Below are 21,680 nucleotides of genomic sequence, written 5' to 3'. Positions count from 1 at the left end.
TAGGAGGGATTATATGTCAAACGAATTCAATGAAACAATGAGAATTGAAATACCAACTGATAAGAAAAGTATTAGAGAAATTATAAAAATAGTGTATTGTGCACTAGAAAGTAAGGGATATAATCCAAAAAATCAAATTATAGGATATATTCTTTCAGGGGATCCTACTTATATTACTAGTTATAATAATGCTAGAGGTTTAATTAGACAAGTTAGTAGAGATGAGATACTTGAAGAATTTCTTGAAAATTATATAAAAGATTAATACTATTCCCGGCAAAAATTTTTTGCCGGGGCTTTTACATAATGAAAAAAAGGGGTATTTATGAATAGATATATGGCTTTAGATGTGGGTGATAGAACAATTGGTGTTGCTATTAGTGATCCTTTGTTTATTATGGCAGAAGGACATAGTACAATTTTTAGAGAAAGTATTGAAAAAGATTTTGATATTTTAAAAGATATAATAATTAAACAAAATATTATTAAAATTATTATTGGACTTCCTAAAAATATGAATAATACTATTGGTCCACAGGGAGAGAAGGTTCTATCTTTTGTCGAATCTTTAAAAGAATTTTTAAAAGAAAATTCTTTTAATACAGAAATTATTATGCAAGATGAAAGACTCACAACTGTAAGTGCAGAAAGAATTTTGATTGAAGGAAATATGAGTAGAAAGAAGCGAAAAAAAGTAATAGACAAAGTAGCTGCTACATATATTTTACAATCATATTTGGATAAAAAATAGGAGTGATATTTTGGAGCGTTTTGAAGCTTTTGATGAAAATGGGAAAAAAATTATTTTTGAATTAATTGATACTTTTGGTATGAATGATTGTGAATATGCAGTTTTAAATTCAAAAGATGATATTAGTACATATATTTTAAGAATTATATATGATAAGGATGGAAATATTAATTTAGAAGGTATTGGTGATGAAGAACTTTCCGATGCGATTGAAGTTTATGAGGAATTAAAGTCAGAAAAAGAAAAAATTTAGAAAAGGAGAATAGTTATGGAAGTAAAAGAAATGAAGAAGTTGTTAGTTGAAAACAACTACAAGATTACTAAGCAAAGAGAAATTGTTTTTAATGTCCTTAATGAAAACAAAGGTAATCATTTAAGTCCAGAAGAATTACATGAAATAGCTAGCAAATATGATAAAGATTTAGGAATTGCTACAGTTTATCGTACACTTGTTATTTTTGATAAGATGAATATAGTTCATAAATTGGATTTTGATGATAAAAGATATAGATATGAAATTATAAGAGAAGATGACAAACATCAACATCATCATCTCTTATGTAAAGATTGTGGAAAAATAATTGAAGTTGAAGAAGATTATTTAGAAACTTTAGAACAAATTATTGAAGAAAAGTATAAATTTAAAATTATGAACCACGATTTAAAATTCTATGGAAAGTGTTCAGATTGTTTAAATCTTGAAAAGAAGTAGGAGATTATTGTGGTGCAAAAAAACAAAAAGAAAACTTTAAAGATGATACCCTTAGGCGGAGTTGGTGAAATAGGTAAAAATATGTCTATTTTGGAATATGATGATGAAATTATCATCTTGGATTGTGGGATGACTTTTCCAGATGACGATATGCCAGGAATAGATATTGTAATTCCAGATATTACCTATTTAATGAAAAATATTGATAGGGTAAAAGCTCTTTTTTTGACACATGGACACGAAGATCACATTGGATCAGTCCCATATATATTGAAGAAAATAAATGTACCTGTTTATGGAACTAAATTAACTTTAGGCCTTGTTGAAAATAAATTACAAGAACATAATCTTAGTAAAGAAAATTTGCATTTGGTTAATGCAGGTGAAACGATAAAAACTAAACATTTTTCTGTTGAATTTATAAGAGCTTGTCATAGTATTCCTGATAGTGTAAGTTTTGGAATAAAAACACCAGTCGGAAATATTATTTTTACCGGAGACTTCAAAATTGATTATACGCCTATTGATGGAGATAAGATGGATTTACATCGTATAGCTCAATGGGGAATGGATGGAGTCATGCTTCTATGTGCAGATAGTACTAATGTCGAAAGACCAGGATATACTATGAGCGAAAGTTCAGTAGGGGAAACTTTTATAGAACTTTTTAATAAGGCTCATGGAAGAATTATAGTTGCAACATTTGCTTCTAATTTACATCGAGTTCAACAAATTATAAAAGCTGCAGAGAAATTTAAAAGAAAAGTCGCGGTGTCAGGTCGTTCAATGGTTAATGTTATTAAAGTTGCAACTGAACTTAATAAATTAGAGATAGAAAAAGGAACTCTTATTGATTTAAAGGATATTAATAAGTATGATGAATCTGAAATTGTACTTTTAATGACTGGAAGTCAAGGCGAGCCTATGAGTGCATTAAATAGAATGGCTTACGGTGAACATAGAAAACTAGTATTAACAGAAAATGATACTGTAATAATTTCAGCTTCCCCTATTCCAGGAAATGAAAAAATCTTTTTTGGTCTTGTAAATCGTCTTGTTGAAATGGGAGTTAAAGTAATTCATTCTTCTCTAGCAGAGGTTCATGTTTCAGGCCATGCTTGTCAGGAAGAATTGAAGTTAATTCATACTTTAGTTAAACCAAAGTACTTTATTCCAGTTCATGGAGAATCAAGGCATCTAAAAACTCATGCTAAATTAGCTGTTGAAATGGGAATGCCAAAAGATAATATTTTAATAGGACGAAATGGAACTGTTTTTGAATTTAATTATAAACAAGAAGGATTTATATCAGGAACAGTTGAGTCTGGAAATATACTAGTTGACGGACTTGGAGTAGGAGATGTAGGTAGTGCAGTTCTAAGAGATAGAAAGCATCTATCTGAAGATGGTATTATAATTGTTATGGTAGTTCTTGAAAAATCTACTAAAGAAATAATTTCAGGACCTGAAATAGTTTCAAGAGGATTTATCTACGTAAAAGAAAATTTAGATCTTGTTTCTGAAATGAGAAAAGTTGTTGAAAACACCTTGAATATTTGTAAGGAAGATTCTATAACAGATATTGGAACTATCAGATATAATATTAGAAAAGATTTAAATTCTTATATTTATCATGAAATAAAAAGAGGACCAATGATTATTCCTATAATTACTGAACTTTAGGAGGTTTTATGAATATATATAATAGTATTTTAACTTTTTCAAATGATTTTAAAAATTGTGATGAAGTTAAAGAATTTAAGAAATTAAAGAAAAAGATTGATGAAAATCCTGAAAACAAAAAAATTATAGATGATTTTCATAAGAAATTATATGATTATCAAATTGCAAAACAAAATGGAGAAGATGTTGCTGAAAAAGAAAAGCAATTAAATGAATTGAATTCTATTTTGATGAGCAATTCTGAAATATCAGAATTTATGGCTGCTGAAGTTAGAATTTCAACTATAATGAATGATATTGTAAAAATGTTAGAAGAAACAATAGCGGAATAATGGAAATAGTTGCAAATTATGTTTCTGAATATATCAGGAGTTTAGAACAAAGTAAAGAGCCTATATTAATTGAAATCGAAGAATATGCTAACATAAATAAAGTACCAATTATAGAAGTAGAAGTTGCCAGATTTTTAGAATTTTTGGTAATGTTAAAAAAGCCAAAAAGAATATTAGAGATTGGAACAGCAATTGGCTATTCATCTATAATTATGAATAGAGCTTATCCTGATTCTATTATCACAACTATTGAGATTGATGAGAAAAATTTTTTAAAAGCTAAAGAGTTTATAAAAAGAGCAGGTTGTGAAAAGAATATTGATCTTATATATGCCGATGCAAATGATGCTTTAGATTTTATTACAGACGAATATGATATGATTTTTATGGATGCAGCAAAAGGGCAATATATAAGTTTTTTTGAAAAATCCATTGAAAGATTAAATCATGGGGGGATATTAGTTTCTGATAATATTTTATTTAGAGGTCTTGTTGCAAAAGAGAAAAATATTATAAGAAGAAAAAATACAATAGTTAAAAGATTGAAAGAATTTTTGAAAATCATAACGAATAGTGATAAATTTTCAACTACTATAATACCAATAGACGATGGTATGGCTATATGTTATAAAAAATAGACTAAATATAAATGGGAATCCGATTTTCTTGGATTCCTATTTAATAGTTAAAGGAGAAAATAATTAATGAAAGAAGTTGAATTATTAGCCCCCGCAGGGGATATAGAGAAATTAAAAATGGCAATTATCTATGGGGCAGACGCAGTTTATCTTGCAGGTGAATCATTCGGTTTAAGAAAAGCATCTAAGAATTTTACAATTGAACAACTAAAAGAAGCTACTGATTTTGTTCATGAAAAAGGTAAAAAAATATATATAACAATGAATATTATTCCCCATAATGATGATTTAATAGGTCTTGAAGAGTATGTAAGAGTCCTAGTTGATATAGGGGTAGATGCATTAATCGTTGCAGATGCTGGAATATACACTGCTGTTCGTTCTGTAAGTAAAGATATTGAAGTACATATGAGTACACAGGCGAGTGTTACAAATTATAGAACTGTAAAATTTTGGTATGATTTAGGTATTAAACGAATTGTAATGGCAAGAGAATTATCTTTAGAAGAAATCAATTTAATACATAATGAAGTACCTGAAGTTGATATTGAAGCTTTTGTCCACGGTGCAATGTGTATTTCATATTCAGGAAGATGCTTATTGAGCAACTATATGTGTGGAAGAGATGCAAACAAAGGGGATTGTGCTCATGCTTGTAGATGGAAATATAATTTAGTTGAAGAGAGAAGGCCGGGAGAGTATTATCCTATTGAAGAAACAGAACAAGGAACTTTTATATATAATAGTAAAGATTTATGTATGTTGGATTCTCTTGAAGATGTTATCAAAGCAGGAGTTCATAGTTTAAAAATTGAAGGAAGAGTAAAGACTCAATACTATGTTGCAACTGTTATAAGAAGTTATAGATTAGCTCTCGATGCAATTAAAAATGGTACTTATACAAAAGAAATGGCAGAAAGACTTTTACTTGAGATTAAAAAAGCAAGTCATAGAGATTTTACAAAGGGATTTTACTATAAAAAGCCAGATGAAAATGATCAACTTTACAATTCAAGCTCATATATAAGAACTTATGATTTTGTTGGACTTGTTTTGGACTATGATAAGGAAACAAAAATTGCAACAATAGAACAGAGAAATAGAATTTTTGTTGGAGATGAAGTTGAAATTTTTGGTCCAAGAGATGGTTTTGAAACTTTTAAAATAGAAAAAATGTATGATGAAAATGATGAAGAAATTGATGTTGCACCAAGGGCAAAACAAATTATAAAAATGCCTTTGCCGTTTGAAGTAAAGCCTTGGGATATAATGAGAAAAAAATTATCTGATGAATAAATTTAGGAGAAATTTATGATTGAACTAAAAAGAATTCAAAGAGATGACTTAAGACGATTATATGAAATTGAATATTCAAGTAAAAAACCTAAATGGAAGGAATACGATGCTCCGTATTTTGATGATTTTGAATTTAAGACCTATGATGAATTTATAACATCAAAGGAGATAGAATTCTTTTTAGGAGAAAGAGTAAAAGGTATTTATTTTAATGATTCTATAATTGGAATAGTTTCAAAATATTGGGAAAATGAAAAAACCAGATGGATTGAAATTGGAATAGTAATTTTTGATGAAAATTTCTGGAGTAAAGGAATTGGGTCAGAGGCACTTTCATTATGGATAGATGAAATCTTTAATGCTGAAGAAAATTTAGAGCATATAGGTTTGACGACTTGGAGTGGAAATCTTGGAATGATGAAATGTAGCTTGAAAATTGGAATGATACTTGAGGGAAGAATTAGAAAAGTTAGATATCATAATAATATATATTATGATTCAATGAAATATGGAATTCTAAAAGAAGAGTGGAAAAATCAAATTAAGAATTAATAATTGTAAAATTATAATATAATATCATAAAAATTCGATAATATTCAGTAAAAGTTTTAAAAAACAGTTTACATTTATTGCGTTTTATGGTATACTTATCGAGTACTGTTGCTATGTTTATGGAAACTCCGACCTTTACATTGCTACGGTGAATTATATTTTAGGAGGTAGTTATAATGATAACTAAAGAAGACAAATTAAGAATTATTGATGAATTTAAAAGAAGTGAAGGAGATACAGGTTCTCCAGAAGTTCAAATTGCATTATTAAGTTTCAGAATTAAGTATTTAACTGAACACTTAAAAGAACATAAAAAAGACCATGCAACAAGAAGAGGTTTATTCAAATTAATCGGACAAAGAAAAGGTCTTTTAAAATATCTTAGTAATGTTGATATCGAAAGATACCGTGAATTAACTAGTAAATTACAAATAAGAGGATAATTATTAAAGGGCGATTTTTTTCGCTCTTTATTTTTAGAAGACCATAGGAGGATTAAATGGTTAGAGAATTTATATATGATTTAAGTGGGAGAGAACTTAAAGTAACAATTGGAAAAGTAGCAGAACAAGCTAATGGTTCCTGCCTTGTACAATGTGGAGAAACAGTTGTTTTAGTAAATGCATGTGCTTCTAAAGAACCTAGAGAAGGAGTTGACTTTTTTCCGTTAAGTTGTGATTTTGAAGAAAAACTTTATTCAGTAGGAAAAATTCCTGGTGGATTTATTAAAAGGGAAGGACGTCCAAGTGAAAAATCAATATTGACATCTAGACTTATAGATAGACCACTACGTCCACTATTTCCAGAAGGATATAGAAATGATGTTCAAGTTATTGCAACAGCATTATCTGTTGAACAAGATAATCAACCAGACATACTTGCAATGATAGGATCATCTATTGCACTTACAATTTCAGATATTCCTTTTAATGGACCTACTGGATCTGTTAATGTTGGTTATGTTGATGGTGAGTATGTAATAAATCCAACAATTGCACAAAGAGAAAAATCAAGACTTAATATTACAGTATCAGGAACAAAAGATGCTATTATGATGGTTGAAGCAGGTGCTGATATTTTAAGTGAAGAAGAAGTTTTAAATGCAATTCTTTTTGCACATGAAGAAATCAAATCAATTTGTAATTTTATTGAAACAATAAGAGAAGAAGTTGGAAAAGAAAAATCTGAAGTTATAATAAAACAAAGAGATGAAGATTTATTCAACTCAATTATTGAATTTGGTAAAGAACAAATTATTTCTGCTCTTAGAACTCCAAACAAAATGGAAAGAGAAGAAAATCTTGATAAAATTACTAAAGAAATTTTTGAAAAATTCTTACCTGATTATGAAGATAAAAAAGGTGAAATTAATTCTGCTATAGAATCAGTTATAGTTGATGAAGTTAGAAGATTAATAATAGAAGAAGGAATTAGACCAGATGATAGAGAACTTGATGAAGTTAGAAAAATTTCTTGTGAAAGAGGACTTTTACCAAGAACTCATGGTTCAGGGTTATTTACTAGAGGACAAACTCAAGTTTTAACTTTAACAACTTTAGGAGCTCCTGGAGAAGTTCAAATTTTAGATGGAGTTATTGATGAAGATGATAAGAGATATATGCATCAATATAATTTCCCTCCTTTTAGTGTTGGAGATGTTAGACCTTTAAGAAGTCCGGGAAGACGTGAAATTGGTCATGGTGCTTTAGCTGAAAGAGCTTTAGTTCCTGTTTTACCAAGTGAGGAAGAATTTCCATATACAATGAGATTAGTTTCAGAAGTTTTATCTTCAAATGGATCAAGTTCACAAGCAAGTATTTGTGGCTCAACACTTTCATTATTGGATGCAGGTGTTCCTATTAAAGATTCTGTTGCAGGTATCGCAATGGGACTAATAAAAGATGAAAAAACTAATAAAATTGCCATTTTAACCGATATTCAAGGTTTAGAAGATCATTTTGGAGATATGGACTTTAAAGTTGCTGGTACTAAAAATGGAATCACAGCTTTACAAATGGATATTAAAATTGATGGTATTAGTAGAGAAATTTTGGCAACCGCACTAGAAAAAGCAAAAAGAGCAAGACTTCACATTTTATCAATTATGAATGACTGTATAGCAACTCCAAGTGAAGAAATTTCAAAATATGCTCCAAAGATATTTACTATGCAAATTTTACCAGAAAAAATTAGAGAAGTAATTGGACCGGGTGGAAAAGTTATCAATAAGATTATTGATGAAACAGGAGTTAAGATTGATACTTTTGATGACGGACGCATTGCAATTACAGCTGATTCAAGAGAAAATGGTGAAAGAGCAAAAGAAATGATTAATGAAATTGTTAAAGAAATTGAGGTTGGAGAAATTTACAGTGGTGTAATTACGACAATCACAAATTTTGGAGCATTCGTTGAACTTATTAAAGGTAAGGAAGGCTTACTTCATATCTCAAATATGACTCACGAAAGATTAAATAAAGTTGAAGATTTATTTAAAGTTGGAGATGTAGTTGAAGTTAAAGTAATAGAAATTGACAATCAAGGAAAGATTAAATTGTCAAGAAAAGCCTTACTTGAAAAGCCTAAAAAAGATAAAGAAAAAGAAGAAAAATAAATAACAGAAATAGGTCAATATTCTAATTAGATTAGGATTGACCTTTTTTATTAAAATCTTATGATTGGAGGATTTGAATATGGGAAAAATAGTTTATAGTGCATTACAGCCTTCAGGTCAACTAACAATAGGAAATTATTTAGGTTCTATAAGAAATTTTAAGAGTTTACAAGATCAATATGAATGTTTTTTTAATGTTGCAGATTTACATTCTATAACTGTACCACAAGAGCCTAAATTACTTAGAGAAAGAACATTGGACTTAATGGCTATATTTTTAGCATCAGGATTAGAACCTGATAAATCTACTCTTTTTGTTCAGTCACATGTACCTCAACATGCTGAATTATCTTGGGTTTTAAGTTGTATGAGTTATATGGGACAACTTAATAGAATGACTCAATTTAAAGAAAAATCACAAAAATCTGAAGAAAATCTAAATGCAGGTTTGTTTACTTATCCCGTATTAATGGCTGCAGATATTTTACTATATCAAACAGATTTAGTTCCTGTTGGTGTTGATCAAAAACAACATTTAGAGCTTGCAAGAGACTTAGCTGAAAGATTTAACAATAAATATTCAGATACTTTTGTAGTTCCTGAAGGAATAATTGGAAAAGAAACTGGTAAAATTATGAGTCTTAAAAATCCTGAAAAGAAGATGAGTAAATCTGATGAAGATGTTAATTCATTTATATTGCTTCTTGATGATGAAGAAACTATCAAGAGAAAAATTAAAAAATCTGTAACTGATAGTCTTGGAAATTTCGATTATAATGATGAACAAAAAGGACTAAAAAACTTAATAAATATGTATATTGCTTTTAGTGGAAAAACAAGTGATGAAATTGTGGCAAAATATAGAACTGAAAATTATTCGGTGTTTAAAGAAGATTTAGGACAATTAATTGCAGATAGTTTAAAACCGCTAAGAGATAACTACAAAGAATTTATTTCAGATAAGGCATATCTTGAAAAAGTTATGAAAGAAGGAGCAGATAAAGCATCCTATTATGCAACTAAAACACTTAGGAAAGTTTATAAAAAAGTTGGTTTTTTACCAAGATAAAAAAAAGACAGAAAATTTTATATTTTCTGTCTTTTTCTTTTAATTATTTATAATCTTCTACAATCATTTTTGCAAGTTCATGTGGATTTCCACATCCTGTTGTAATTATAGTATCTTTATCTTTAAATGTTTCAAAGATATAATCTCTTGCTTCTTCAAATGTTTTTAGGTATATAGCATTTACTCCATTTTTATTTAGTTTTTCAACTAAATCTATTGAATGAATAGTAGGATCGAATTTTTCTCTTGCAGCATAAATCTCAGTAACAATAACTTCATCACAATCATCAAAACATTTTGCAAAGTCATTTAATAAAGCTTTTGTTCTTGAATAAGTATGTGGTTGGAAAATACATACAAGTCTGCCTTCTTTATGTTCAGCAATTGAACTTAGACAACTTTTAATTTCTCTTGGATGATGTCCATAATCAGTTAGAATAGTAGCTTTTTTACCATTACCTATTACTCCATAAACTTCCATTCTTCTGTGTAAATTTTTATATTTTGAAATAGCATTCTTAATATATTCAACATCTATTCCTGTTTCATAAGTAGCTATAATAGCAGCAGCTGCATTGTAAATATTATGTCTTCCTATTATATTTAAACAAAAATGATGTTTTCCAAATTTTTCATTTTCAATATCAAAACAAGGATGACCAACTTTATCAAAACTTATATTTGTAATGTTATAAGTAGCATTTTCATTATTTATACCAAATGTAATAGTTTCTCCTTTGATATGTTCTAATAGGGGAAGACAGTTTGGATCATCAATATTAATTATAGCTTTTGAATTTTCATCCAAATTTTTCATATATCCTATAAAAGTATCTACAATATGATCTAAGTTTTTATAGAAATCTAAATGATCTTCATCTATATTTAGAATAATAGCCATACTAGGATAATAATGAAGAATATTTGCCTTAAATTCACAGGCTTCTGTTACAAGATAATCTTCGTTTCCACATAGAACATTTCCGTCAATTTCATCTAAATTTCCACCAATTAAAATTGATGGATCAAATGGGGAATTAATTAAAATTTTTGAAATCATACTCGTAGTTGTACTCTTTCCATGTGACCCAGAAATTGCAATAGAATGAGTATAATTTCTCATCAATGCACCTAAAAACTGTCCTCTTGTTACACAAGGAACTCCAATAGATTTTGCTTTTATTAATTCTTCATTATCCGGTAAAATTGCATCTGTATATACAATTAAATCAGGATTTTCAATATTTTCCTTTTTTTGACCTATAAATATTTTTGCTCCATTTTGTTCTAATATTTGAATTTCTTTAGAAGTATTTCTGTCACTTCCAGAAATATTATATCCCTTTTTTAAAAGTAGTTTAGCAATTCCACTCATACTAATTCCACCAATACCGATGAAATGTATATTTTTGTATTTTTTATCATTAAAATTAAACTTAAACATAATAACTCCATTCAAAATAATATAATCATTGTAATTATATCATAAAATTAATATATATGCCAAATTTTTATCGTAGAGACTAAAAAAGAGAAGAAAAACTTCTCTTTTTAAAAAATAAATATATTTATTTACATGTTATAACTAATATTTCACCATAAATAGCTACATAAGTATTTTCATCTTTACATACTATTTCTTTTAGTGTTAAGTTATTTCCATACCAACAATTTGTATCATTATCATATTCGTCATAATACTTATTATATGGGAAATTAGATGAATTTCCATAAACCTTTATAGTTTTAAATTTTACTATTATTCCTGTATTGAACTTGTTAATATCAAATGAATTAGTAGATGTCATATCTTCAGTAGCATCCAAATCACAAATCCTAGAAATTTCATCTTTATCTACAATCGTAAAAAAACCTTTTTTAAATTCAATTTCTAATTTTCCATTTTCTAGTTCTCTAACTCTATATTCTTCTTTAATTCCATATTCTTTTCCGGATTTAGTGTTTTTGTGAGTTGGTTCAAAATGTTCATTTGCCATTACTTTATTGTATCCTAATCCCATTGATAAAATCAATGTACAAAGTATCAAAAATTTTTTCATATTAACCTCCATAAAACAATCAAATCATTAAATTAACTTCTTTACAATACTACAATATCATAAAAAAACGAAGCTGTCAATATATTAATAAAATTTTTAAAATACTCAACTTTATGCTATAATTAATATAGTTTTACGCCAAGTGGTAAAACTATAATTATTTCAGCATAATAACCAAAATTTAGTTATAATATAGGAACTATGTTATAATTAATATAGTTTTACACCATATGGTAAAACTATAATAATTTCAACATAATAACCAAAATTTAGCTATAATACAGGAATTATGTTATAATTAATATGGTTCGCCAAGTGGTAAAACTTATAATAATTTCAGCATAATAACAAAAATTGATTTATCTTATGGGAATTATGCTATAATAGATTCAACACGATAACATTAATAGAAAAAAAGAACAAGTTTAATAATTTTTATGATAGAATATATTTTGGAGAATAAAATGAAAAAAATACTTTTAATTGATGGGTCAAGTCTTATTTTTAGGGCTTTTTATGCAATAAGAAATTTAACAACTAAAGATGGTGTTTTTGTTAATGGAGTTTATGGCTTTTTAAATATGTATTATAAGGCATTAGAATTAATAAAGCCTACTCATGTTTTTGTTGCCTTTGATAAAGGGTCAAAAACTTTTAGACATAATGAATTTGCAGATTACAAAGGAACTCGTGATAAAGCACCTAATGAAATAACTTACCAATTTGGAATTTTAAAAGATTTGCTTTCTTCCATGAATGTAAATTATTTAGAACTTGATGAATATGAAGCTGATGACATCTTAGGAACTATAGCAAAACTTGCTCAAAAAAAAGGTTTTGAAGTAGATATTTTTACAGGAGATAGAGATTATTTACAATTGATTGATGAGAATATTTTAGTTTATTTAACTAAAAAAGGTATAAGTGAAATTAAGCTTATGAATAATGAATCAATTTTTGAAGAATATGGACTTTCTCCTAAACAGCTGATTGATGTTAAAGCTCTTCAAGGAGATAGTTCAGATAATATACCTGGAGTTAAAGGAGTTGGAGAAAAAACGGCTTTAAAGTTAATCCAAGAATATGGTAATCTTGAAAATTTATATGAAAATTTAGATAGTCTTAAAGGGAAACTAAAAGAAAATCTTGAGAATGAAAAGGATAAGGCCTATTTGAGTAGATATCTCGGAGAGATTTTTTTGAATGTTCCTATTGCAAGAAATATTGAAGATTTTGAAATTAAAGATGTTTCTAATGAATATCTTGAAAAATTAGAAAATTTAGAGTTTAAGAGTATTATTAATAAGCATTTTAAAGATATAAAGAAAGAAAATGACGTAAAAATAAGTCAAAAAGTTGATTTTGAGGTTATTAATTTTTCAGAAATTTTTGAAAAAATAAAAAATGATGATGCAATATCAATAAAATTTTTCTCTGATAAAGGATATATTTATAGGGAAAAGTTTTATACTGGAATTTATTCAAACTATAACAAGAAAGCTTATATTTGTAAAGATTTTATGTTATCTGATTTTGAAAAGTTTTGTAATTTGGATGTAAATATAATTGGCTACGATATAAAAGAAGAATTGTATTTTGCATTAAAAAATAATTTAGAATTTAAAAATTATGAAGATGTTATGATTTTAGAATATTTATTTGATTCTAATAAAGGAAATTATGACATTGGAAAAGTAAGCAACGATTTATTGCATCTAGAAATTCTAGACCTAAAAGAGATTTCAGGAAAAGGAAAGAATAAAAAGACTTTTTTCGAATTTGAAGAGGATATTATTTTTAAATATATTTCTCAAAATGTATTTGCTATTTATAAATTATACAATATTTTTATTGAAAAATGCAAAGAAAATAATTTGATTTCGTTGTACGAAAATGTTGAAAAACCTTTAGTAAAAGTATTAGCAGATATGGAAAACACGGGTGTTTTAGTAGATAAAAATATGATTAAGGAATTAAATGAGGAGTATTCTAAACTTGCAAATGAGTATGAACAAAAGGTATATGAATTAGCAGGTGAAGTATTTAATCTTAATTCTCCAAAACAACTTGGAGTAATTTTATTTGACAAAATGAAATTGCCTGTTGTAAAAAAGACAACAACAGGATATTCAACAGATGTTGAAGTTTTAGAAAAACTATCTAAAAAGCATGAGATTGCAGATTATATTTTAAAGTATAGGTCTTTGAATAAATTAATTTCAACTTATCTAGATGGTATATTGGAATATATTATGGATGATGGTAGAGTTAGAACTTCTTTTAAACAAATGATTACTGCTACTGGAAGACTTAGTTCAGTAGATCCTAATTTACAAAATATTCCAATAAGAAGTGAAGAAGGAAAAAATATTAGAAAGGTATTTGTAGCAGATAAAAATAAAGTATTTATTGATGCGGATTACTCACAAATTGAGCTTCGAGTTTTAGCACATTTATCTAAAGATTCTGTTATGATTGATTCTTTTAAAAATGATTTAGATATACATTATAAAACCGCAAGTGAAGTTTTTGGTGTTCCTATTAATGAGGTTACAGATAATCAAAGGAGAAGTGCAAAGGCTGTAAATTTTGGAATAGTTTATGGAATAAGCGATTATGGTCTTTCAAAAGATTTAAATATTACAAGAAATGAAGCTAGACAGTATATTGATGGATATCTGAATACTTATCCTAGTATAAAGAAATATATGGAAGAAATAGTTAATAAAGCTAAGAAAGATGGCTATGTAACAACTATTTTGGACAGGAAGAGATATATTCCAGAAATTAATTCAAAAAATTTTAATATTAGAAGTTTTGGTGAGAGAATTGCCTTGAATACTCCTATACAAGGAAGTGCTGCAGATATTATAAAACTTGCTATGATTAAAGTTTATGAAAGATTAAATTCAGAAAATGTTAATGCAAAATTAATTTTACAAATTCACGATGAGCTTATAATAGAGTGTGAAGAAAGTGAAAAAGAAATTGTTAAGAAGATATTAAAAGATTCTATGGAAAATGTATATAAATTAGATTTGCCATTGAAAGTTGATGTTTGTGAAGGGAGGAATTGGTATGAGTCAAAATAAGAAATATATTGTTATTACAGGTCAAGCTGCTAGTGGTAAAAGCAGTTTAGCTAATTTTATTAAGGAAAAAAATGAAAATTATTTAGTTTTGGATGCAGATGATCAAATTAAAGAGTTATATAAAAGAGGTGCTGAACTTTATAAAATTCTAGTAAAAGAATTTGGAGATAGCATTTTAAATGAGAAGGGTAATATATCAAAAGGAAAGCTAAGAAGAACAATTTATTTTAGTGATGAAAATAGAGAAAAGCTAAATTCTTTAACTCATCCAGTCATTTTAAAAAATATGGTTAATATTGCTAAGAACTCTGATGCAGATGTTGTTTTTTTACAAATTCCACTATTAAATGAATCAATAGATAGATTAGAAAAATTAATTGATATTGATGAAGTATGGAATATAACAGCAAGTGATGAAGTTAGATTTAAAAGGCTAATGGAAAGAAAAGGAATGACTGAAGAAATTGCTCATAGAATTATGGAAATTCAATCAGAGTTTGAAAATGAAAACTATGATATTTTAACTGTTGAGAATAACGGAAATTTTGAAGATTTAAAAAATAAACTTGATTTATTTTTTAAGAATAGTTGTATAAACGAACAAAAAAAGTCGGGGTTTTTTGGAAGATTAAAGAAAAATAAGAAGGAAAGCGAAACTGATAAAATCGAAGAAAATCTTGATGATAAAAATGATGATACTGGTGCTTTTAGAAAAATATCTGAAGAAGAGGTCGTACTAGAAAAAATTGAAGATATTGACTCTAAAAAAGAAATTTCTGAAGAGCAAAATCTAGACAATTCTAAAATTATTGATGAACAAAGACAACCAATATTTTTTCAAGAACAAAACACTGAAAATATTGATTTAGAAAATTTAGATAATCAAGATTCATTAGATATGAAAAAAACAAAATTAACAGATTTAAGTTCAGTACGTGATGATATTAAAGAAGATGATACTAATTCTGTTAAAAGTGAAATAGCTAATTCTAACGAAGAATTTTTTGAAGAAAGTGTTGAAGAAGAAAAAAAAGATGAAGTCAAAAAGAAAAAGAAAATGAAAGTTTGGAAAAAAGTATTAATAACCATAGTTACTATAGTTATTATATGTAAGGCACTATTTTTAGGTGCTGTATATTATGGTGGTCAGAATTATCCAGTAAATTATATTGAAGAAATACAAAAATATTCAAATGAATATGGTGTAGATCCTAAAGTAGTTCTAGCCATTATGAGAGTTGAAAGTAATTTCAAAAGCGATGCAGTAAGTAAAGTTAATGCTAAAGGTCTAATGCAAGTTTTACCTGATACCGCTAAACATGTAGCAAAGTTATTAAATGTTGATGCTAATTCTTTAGATTTAAATGATCCCGAAACTAATGTTAAAGTTGGAACATACTATTTAAAATATTTAATGCAAAATTTTAGTAATATGGATACAGTTTATGCGGCATATAATGGTGGTATAGGAAATGTGAAAACTTGGTTGAAAGACTCAAAATATTCTAGTGATGGAGTCAGTCTATATACTATACCTTCAGCTGAAACGAAAAATTATGTTAATAAAGTAAATAAAGCTTTGAAAGCTTATGAGATTCTTTATGGAAATGAATTCCCTACAAAAAAACTTAAGGGATTTGCTAAATTTAAAGAAAATGTAAAGAATACGGTTAGATATATTTTAAATAATTTTTAATTAGAAACTTATAACTTAATATTGAATATAAAAAGCAATGAACGGAATATTTCATTGCTTTTCTTGTTAATAAATTTTAAAATCGTAGGAATAAATTGATTATATAAAAGTAATATGCTATAATCACCATAGTATTGTAATTACTGTATTGGAGATTTGTGTGTATAATAAAATTAATAATTTATTAAATATTTTTACAAAAGATAAAGAAACTATAATAAAATTCTTATTTAGGTGTTCAATAGCGTTGGATTTATTTTTAATTTTGAGTTTTGTTATTGGTTTTTCTCTTGGAATGATAAGTTATGAAATTGGTTTTTTTATAGTAGGAATAGTTTTTAGATATGGTTTTATTATTTTTATATTAAGTATTCTACTTAAGTTTATAACTTTTATTTTGAGTTTTCATAGAAATACTGCAGAAGAAAAGAGATTTTTTTCTACTAGTTTAACTTATATGTTTAGATTGTTATTTGTTGCAGCATTACTTTATGGAATTTATTATATTGGAAAAGTTATGACTGCAGTTGGATAATAAATTCTAATAATATGATTAGTTTAAAATAAGAACCCCACCCTTCCACGATGCTTCGCATCGGGTGGGTCCTGGGAACCTTGTTGTTTCACAATAATAAAGTTGAGTTAATATTAAAAATTTACTCAACTTTTTTGATATAGAAAATATTTTGAAACTTAAAAAGTTTTTTTAAATGTAAAATAGTAAAAATCATTGGGTATAATATAATAAAGGTCAAAGTAGGTCAGGAGGTGCTCTTTTGGCAGGTATTAGTGATGTTATTGAAAAATTTTTGAAAGAAATGTTAGAAAATTCGGAAGATGGAATTATTGAGATAGGTAGAAATGATTTAGCAAGTAAATTTTCTTGTGCACCTTCTCAAATAAATTATGTTTTAACAACTAGATTTTCCTCTACAAATGGATATTATATTGAAAGTCATCGAGGAGGAAGTGGTTATATAAAAATTTCTACTCTTTCAAATGAAGATGTATTTTTTAATTCTGTTTTTGATTATTTAGAAAATAATATAATTACTTTTAATGAAGGTAGAAGGATTGTAGACAGATTGTTTGAATTAGGATATATTACAAAAAGAGAAAGATTTATTATATTACATGCTATAAGTGATAACTCTCTTTGTATTGATACTAAAGCAAAAGATAGTTTAAGAGCAAATATATTACTAAATATTCTATATTCATTTGGGAGGAAAAATGACTAGGAAAATTGCAACAATTAGTTATGAAAAAGAAATATCAGATAATGAATATGACAATTTATTTGAATTTTTAAAATCTAGTGAAAAAGATGATTTGTTTTCTAATTTTAAAGGTCAAGTTTCTAATTCAAATGTTAAATGTAAAAGATGTAAAACATCTGTAAAGGATATGATTTTTACAAATCGAACAGTATGTCCATGTTGTTATGAAACAATTTTTAAATTGATAAGAAAAAAGAAAATAAAACCAAGTCTTATTTATTCAGATATTCTCGATAGATTATTAAGGGACGATTTTAAAAAATATAAGGGTAAGGTACCTGAATATACAAAGATTTATTTTGATAATATAATAAAAATTGCGGACTTAGAAAGAGAGTTGAATCATTGTATAGAGGCTGAAGAATTTTTAAAATGTGATGTTTTAAAAAATACTATTGAAGATTTAGAAAATAAAAATCTTAAACTTAGGAGAAAAATTAATGAGTAATTTCTTAGGAAAAATTTCTGAAAAATATATTTCCCTTTCAAGTCAAGTTGATGTTTATAGAAATGTAAAAGGTTATAATTTTAATTATATGTTAACTTTTAATGACGAAATTAACTTATATAATAAAATTTGTTCTTCATTCTATAAATTGTATTATAGTGATAGATTTTCCTTTGAAAAAGTGAATTCAAAAAAACAAATCATAAAATATTATAATGATGGACTTTTTATAGATTCAAATGATATTTTTAGAGAAAATTCATATATAGCATCAAGAGATGATGGATTTGTTTATATGAATATAAATATTAGAGAACATCTTAGATTTACAGGAAAACTTCCGGGTGTAAATTTTCTGAGATGCGGACATTTTGCTTATGGATTAGAATCTGATTTAGAGGAAGAACTTGATTTTTCATTTAATACAAATTTTGGATATGTTTTTGAAGACATTAACTTAATAGGTAATGGATTAAAAATGATTAGTGTTTTACATATTCCATCTTTGAAATATTATAAAACAACTGAATTTTTAGAAAAGAAAATGAAAAAAATGGGGATAAATTTTTATTCTTTATCAAAAATAGGATTATGTGATGATTTTTATATTGCTGAATTTTCCAATCCTAAATCAGAAGAATTTTCAGCAATTAGAAAAATGGATAAATATATTAGTGAGATAGTAAATCTAGAAATAGATAATCGTAGGAAGCTTTTAGGTATAAAAACTGACTACTATAGAGAAAAATATGAAAAACTTAAAAAAGTTCTGATAAATAGAGAAAATATAACTCCATTTATAGTTAGTAAATTTATTTCTCTTTGTATATTATTGCAAAGTTTAGAACTTATTGTAGATTATGATATAAATTTACTGTATAAATGTCTTATGAGTATAAGAAGTTTAACTTTTTTAAATGATAAAGAGAGCAATAAAGAACTTTTAAATATAATTATAAAGTTAATTTAGGAGAGGTGATTGTATGTATGAAAATGTAATTAGAAGTGTGGATGAGTTTATTCGTTATGCTGTTAATGAGGCTTTTTATTTAAAAGATGATTATATCGGTACTGAACATATATTACTTGCATTCTTGAAGATAAACAGTAGAGAGACTGAGTGTCTTGTTTCTGCTGGTGCAAATTATAATTCTTTAAAGGGTTATTTAATAGATAAAAAGGGTTTTGGTGATTTTACAAATGTTGCAAGTAAATTATCAAAAAATGCAAAGAAAGTTGTTGATAATGCAGTTAATATTGCAATGGAATCTGATAATGTTCAAGTTTTACCCTGTCATCTTTTAATTTCATTAATGGAACTAAAAACAAGTCTTGCATATAAAATGCTTATTGATGCAAATATAAGTCCTGAAGGTATTTCTGCTGATATAAAAGAAAAGATACATTTTGCTTCAGATACTGAAGATAATGGTGGAGTAATGACAGAAACTTTAGATAAATATACCATTAATTTAAATGAAAGAGCAAAAATAGGAAAGATTGACCAAGTTATTGGTAGAGATAAAGAAATAGATAGAATCTTGCAGATTTTACTAAGAAGAACAAAAAATAATCCAATTCTAATTGGAGAAGCTGGAGTTGGAAAAACAGCTATTGTAGAAGGGCTTGCTCTTAGAATTGTTGAAGGTAATGTTCCAGAGTTTTTAGAAAATAAAACAATTTATAGTTTAGATTTACCAGCTATGCTTGCAGGAAGTAAGTACCGTGGAGACTTTGAAAAAAGAGTAAAAGATACGTTAAATGAAATTATGAAAAATAAAAATGCAATTGTGTTTATTGATGAATTTCATAATATTGTTGGAACTGGTGGTAGTGAAGGATCTATTGATGCTGCTAATATTTTAAAACCATTTTTAGCTAGAGGAGAAATACAATTAATTGGTGCCACAACAATCGATGAATATAGAAAACATATTGAAAAAGATTCTGCTCTTGAAAGAAGATTACAACCAATAGAAGTTTTAGAACCTACAGTTAGTCAAACTATAAACATATTAATAGGATTAAAAGAAAAGTATGAAAAACATCATGGGATAGTAATCACAGACGAAGCAATAAAAGCTGCTGTAGAATTATCTAATAGATACTTAACAGATAGATTTCTACCTGATAAGGCAATTGACTTAATTGATGAAGCTGGATCTATGTTAAGAATTAAATCATATTTAAATCCAGATGATATCATTTATTTGAAAGAAGAAAATATAAAGTTAAAATCAGAAATTAAACAATTTGTTGAACATCAAGAGTTTTTAAAAGCTCAAGAATCAAAAAATAAGTATGAACAAAATCTAGAAGATATAAAAAAACTTAAAGAGATAAAAAAAGATAAGAAAAATAATGAAAATTTAATTTTAAAGTATGATGATATTGCAAAAGTTGTTTCAGACTGGAGTAAAATTCCAGTTAATAGATTGACAGCAAAGGAAAGTCAAAAATATCTATCTCTTTCTGATAATTTAAAGAATATAGTTATTGGACAAGGAACTGCTATTGATAGAGTCACTAATGCTATAAAGAGATCTAGAGCAGGAGTATCTTTGGGTAGTAAACCTATTGGTAGTTTTATATTTGTTGGAGCTACAGGTGTTGGAAAAACTTATCTTGCAAAATCATTAGCAAATCTTTTATTTGAATCTGAAGAAAATATGATTAGAATTGATATGAGTGAATATATGGAAAAACATACAGTTTCTAAACTAGTTGGATCTCCTCCTGGATATGTTGGATATGGAGAAGGTGGATATTTAACTGAAGCGGTAAGAAGAAAACCATATAGTGTAGTTTTGTTTGATGAGATTGAAAAAGCACATCCAGATGTATTTAATATGCTTCTTCAAATTCTAGATGATGGAAGATTAACAGATTCTCAAGGAAAAACAGTAAATTTTAAAAATACTGTAATTATTATGACTTCTAATGTAGGAGCATCTGCAATCGAAAAGAAGAATACATTAGGATTTTCTTCAAAAAAGGATGAAGAAGAAAAGGAATATGATAGAATTAAAGAAATTGTTAATTCTGAACTAAAAATTATGTTTAAGCCTGAATTTTTAAACAGGGTAGATGATATAATTGTATTTTCAAAATTAGATGAAAAAGACATATTGAAAATTACAGAACTTTTACTAGAAAAACTGAAAAAAAGACTTAAAAATATTGGGTTAAATATTGGATATAGTAATAAAATAATAAAAAAATTATCTGATATGGGCTTTGATAAGTCTTATGGAGCAAGACCTCTTGAAAGAATTATTAAATCAGAACTTGAAAATAAAATTGCAGATGAAATTTTAAAGAATCAAATTTTAAGTGATGAAAAATTATTTTTAGATGTAAAAAAAGGTAATATTGTATTAGAAAAAGTAAAAATAAAAACAAAATAGAATATCCTTTATTAATTTATATATTAGTAGAAAAACTATTGATAACATTT

At 26.7% G+C, this 21,680-nt stretch carries 21 protein-coding genes; 19 read left to right on the top strand and 2 right to left on the bottom strand.

Annotated features, from left to right (window positions below; all coding sequences use genetic code 11):
- Positions 1 to 13: 13 nt before the first annotated feature.
- From RWJ08_RS01415 to trpS, 12 genes are all read left to right on the top strand, one after another.
- Complete coding sequence (locus tag RWJ08_RS01415; protein ID WP_009732730.1) at positions 14 to 265, top strand: IreB family regulatory phosphoprotein; 252 nt, start codon at positions 14 to 16, stop codon at positions 263 to 265.
- A 60-nt stretch (positions 266 to 325) separates the two neighbouring features.
- A complete protein-coding gene (gene ruvX, locus RWJ08_RS01410; RefSeq protein WP_293439869.1) occupies positions 326 to 751 on the top strand; it encodes a Holliday junction resolvase RuvX in 426 nt (141 codons plus the stop codon).
- A gap of 10 nt (positions 752 to 761) precedes the next feature.
- Positions 762 to 1,004, top strand: coding sequence for a DUF1292 domain-containing protein (locus RWJ08_RS01405; RefSeq protein ID WP_313960825.1), 243 nt, complete (start codon positions 762 to 764; stop codon positions 1,002 to 1,004).
- 15 nt (positions 1,005 to 1,019) lie between these two features.
- Positions 1,020 to 1,463, top strand: a complete 444-nt coding sequence (locus RWJ08_RS01400; protein WP_009372682.1) for a Fur family transcriptional regulator — start codon at positions 1,020 to 1,022, stop codon at positions 1,461 to 1,463.
- A gap of 9 nt (positions 1,464 to 1,472) precedes the next feature.
- The gene (locus RWJ08_RS01395; protein WP_313960824.1) at positions 1,473 to 3,146 is read left to right on the top strand and encodes a ribonuclease J; all 1,674 of its coding nucleotides are present in this window, start codon (positions 1,473 to 1,475) and stop codon (positions 3,144 to 3,146) included.
- Positions 3,147 to 3,154: 8 nt separating this feature from the next.
- A complete protein-coding gene (locus tag RWJ08_RS01390; protein ID WP_004833572.1) occupies positions 3,155 to 3,478 on the top strand; it encodes a YlbF family regulator in 324 nt (107 codons plus the stop codon).
- Positions 3,478 to 4,116, top strand: coding sequence for an O-methyltransferase (locus tag RWJ08_RS01385; RefSeq protein WP_009372309.1), 639 nt, complete (start codon positions 3,478 to 3,480; stop codon positions 4,114 to 4,116). The genes RWJ08_RS01390 and RWJ08_RS01385 overlap by 1 nt, the downstream gene beginning before the upstream one ends.
- 66 nt (positions 4,117 to 4,182) lie before the next feature.
- Complete coding sequence (locus RWJ08_RS01380) at positions 4,183 to 5,412, top strand: U32 family peptidase (protein ID WP_313960823.1); 1,230 nt, start codon at positions 4,183 to 4,185, stop codon at positions 5,410 to 5,412.
- Positions 5,413 to 5,427: 15 nt separating this feature from the next.
- On the top strand, positions 5,428 to 5,964 hold the full coding sequence (locus tag RWJ08_RS01375) for a GNAT family protein (RefSeq protein ID WP_313960822.1): 537 nt from the start codon (positions 5,428 to 5,430) through the stop codon (positions 5,962 to 5,964).
- Positions 5,965 to 6,140: 176 nt separating this feature from the next.
- Positions 6,141 to 6,407: a 30S ribosomal protein S15 gene (rpsO, locus tag RWJ08_RS01370; RefSeq protein WP_004833566.1), complete on the top strand. Its 267-nt coding sequence runs from the start codon at positions 6,141 to 6,143 to the stop codon at positions 6,405 to 6,407.
- 56 nt (positions 6,408 to 6,463) lie between these two features.
- Positions 6,464 to 8,578, top strand: a complete 2,115-nt coding sequence (locus RWJ08_RS01365; RefSeq protein ID WP_313960821.1) for a polyribonucleotide nucleotidyltransferase — start codon at positions 6,464 to 6,466, stop codon at positions 8,576 to 8,578.
- A gap of 79 nt (positions 8,579 to 8,657) precedes the next feature.
- Positions 8,658 to 9,647 (top strand): tryptophan--tRNA ligase, encoded by a 990-nt coding sequence (trpS, locus tag RWJ08_RS01360; protein WP_313960820.1) that lies wholly within the window; start codon positions 8,658 to 8,660, stop codon positions 9,645 to 9,647.
- A 43-nt stretch (positions 9,648 to 9,690) separates the two neighbouring features.
- On the opposite strand, the gene murC is transcribed toward trpS, so the two are convergent.
- Positions 9,691 to 11,091 (bottom strand): UDP-N-acetylmuramate--L-alanine ligase, encoded by a 1,401-nt coding sequence (gene murC, locus RWJ08_RS01355; RefSeq protein ID WP_009372506.1) that lies wholly within the window; start codon positions 11,089 to 11,091, stop codon positions 9,691 to 9,693.
- Positions 11,092 to 11,215: 124 nt separating this feature from the next.
- Positions 11,216 to 11,707, bottom strand: coding sequence for a hypothetical protein (locus tag RWJ08_RS01350; protein WP_293439862.1), 492 nt, complete (start codon positions 11,705 to 11,707; stop codon positions 11,216 to 11,218).
- A gap of 464 nt (positions 11,708 to 12,171) precedes the next feature.
- Between RWJ08_RS01350 and polA the strand changes: the two genes are divergently transcribed.
- From polA to RWJ08_RS01315, 7 genes are all read left to right on the top strand, one after another.
- Positions 12,172 to 14,799: a DNA polymerase I gene (gene polA / locus RWJ08_RS01345; protein WP_313960819.1), complete on the top strand. Its 2,628-nt coding sequence runs from the start codon at positions 12,172 to 12,174 to the stop codon at positions 14,797 to 14,799.
- Positions 14,786 to 16,495, top strand: a complete 1,710-nt coding sequence (coaE, locus tag RWJ08_RS01340; RefSeq protein ID WP_313960818.1) for a dephospho-CoA kinase — start codon at positions 14,786 to 14,788, stop codon at positions 16,493 to 16,495. Before polA ends, coaE begins: the two co-directional genes overlap by 14 nt.
- A gap of 160 nt (positions 16,496 to 16,655) precedes the next feature.
- Entirely contained in the window at positions 16,656 to 17,030 is a 375-nt protein-coding gene (locus RWJ08_RS01335) for a hypothetical protein (protein WP_313960817.1), read from the top strand.
- A 241-nt stretch (positions 17,031 to 17,271) separates the two neighbouring features.
- Positions 17,272 to 17,736 (top strand): CtsR family transcriptional regulator, encoded by a 465-nt coding sequence (locus tag RWJ08_RS01330; RefSeq protein ID WP_313960816.1) that lies wholly within the window; start codon positions 17,272 to 17,274, stop codon positions 17,734 to 17,736.
- Positions 17,729 to 18,223 (top strand): hypothetical protein, encoded by a 495-nt coding sequence (locus RWJ08_RS01325; protein ID WP_313960815.1) that lies wholly within the window; start codon positions 17,729 to 17,731, stop codon positions 18,221 to 18,223. Before RWJ08_RS01330 ends, RWJ08_RS01325 begins: the two co-directional genes overlap by 8 nt.
- A complete protein-coding gene (locus tag RWJ08_RS01320) occupies positions 18,216 to 19,193 on the top strand; it encodes an ATP--guanido phosphotransferase (RefSeq protein WP_313960814.1) in 978 nt (325 codons plus the stop codon). Before RWJ08_RS01325 ends, RWJ08_RS01320 begins: the two co-directional genes overlap by 8 nt.
- A 13-nt stretch (positions 19,194 to 19,206) precedes the next feature.
- Positions 19,207 to 21,630, top strand: coding sequence for an ATP-dependent Clp protease ATP-binding subunit (locus RWJ08_RS01315; RefSeq protein ID WP_313960813.1), 2,424 nt, complete (start codon positions 19,207 to 19,209; stop codon positions 21,628 to 21,630).
- Positions 21,631 to 21,680 lie beyond the last annotated feature (50 nt).

The organism is uncultured Parvimonas sp. (assembly GCF_963524015.1).
Taxonomy (GTDB): Bacteria; Bacillota; Clostridia; order Tissierellales; family Peptoniphilaceae; genus Parvimonas.
The sequence above is the reverse complement of the archived record's forward strand: the minus strand, read 5'-3'. Positions and strand labels throughout refer to the sequence as shown.

Bases quoted from the DNA above. Each gene is read 5' to 3' on its own strand.
- RWJ08_RS01350 (WP_293439862.1), bottom strand. From the start codon at position 11,707: ATGAAAAAATTTTTGATACTTTGTACATTGATTTTATCAATGGGATTA.
- trpS (WP_313960820.1), top strand. From the start codon at position 8,658: ATGGGAAAAATAGTTTATAGTGCATTACAGCCTTCAGGTCAACTAACA.
- RWJ08_RS01380 (WP_313960823.1), top strand. From the start codon at position 4,183: ATGAAAGAAGTTGAATTATTAGCCCCCGCAGGGGATATAGAGAAATTA.
- RWJ08_RS01365 (WP_313960821.1), top strand. From the start codon at position 6,464: ATGGTTAGAGAATTTATATATGATTTAAGTGGGAGAGAACTTAAAGTA.
- RWJ08_RS01415 (WP_009732730.1), top strand. From the start codon at position 14: ATGTCAAACGAATTCAATGAAACAATGAGAATTGAAATACCAACTGAT.
- RWJ08_RS01325 (WP_313960815.1), top strand. From the start codon at position 17,729: ATGACTAGGAAAATTGCAACAATTAGTTATGAAAAAGAAATATCAGAT.
- RWJ08_RS01385 (WP_009372309.1), top strand. From the start codon at position 3,478: ATGGAAATAGTTGCAAATTATGTTTCTGAATATATCAGGAGTTTAGAA.
- RWJ08_RS01390 (WP_004833572.1), top strand. From the start codon at position 3,155: ATGAATATATATAATAGTATTTTAACTTTTTCAAATGATTTTAAAAAT.
- polA (WP_313960819.1), top strand. From the start codon at position 12,172: ATGAAAAAAATACTTTTAATTGATGGGTCAAGTCTTATTTTTAGGGCT.
- ruvX (WP_293439869.1), top strand. From the start codon at position 326: ATGAATAGATATATGGCTTTAGATGTGGGTGATAGAACAATTGGTGTT.
- RWJ08_RS01315 (WP_313960813.1), top strand. From the start codon at position 19,207: ATGTATGAAAATGTAATTAGAAGTGTGGATGAGTTTATTCGTTATGCT.
- murC (WP_009372506.1), bottom strand. From the start codon at position 11,091: ATGTTTAAGTTTAATTTTAATGATAAAAAATACAAAAATATACATTTC.
- RWJ08_RS01375 (WP_313960822.1), top strand. From the start codon at position 5,428: ATGATTGAACTAAAAAGAATTCAAAGAGATGACTTAAGACGATTATAT.
- RWJ08_RS01320 (WP_313960814.1), top strand. From the start codon at position 18,216: ATGAGTAATTTCTTAGGAAAAATTTCTGAAAAATATATTTCCCTTTCA.
- RWJ08_RS01400 (WP_009372682.1), top strand. From the start codon at position 1,020: ATGGAAGTAAAAGAAATGAAGAAGTTGTTAGTTGAAAACAACTACAAG.
- coaE (WP_313960818.1), top strand. From the start codon at position 14,786: ATGAGTCAAAATAAGAAATATATTGTTATTACAGGTCAAGCTGCTAGT.
- rpsO (WP_004833566.1), top strand. From the start codon at position 6,141: ATGATAACTAAAGAAGACAAATTAAGAATTATTGATGAATTTAAAAGA.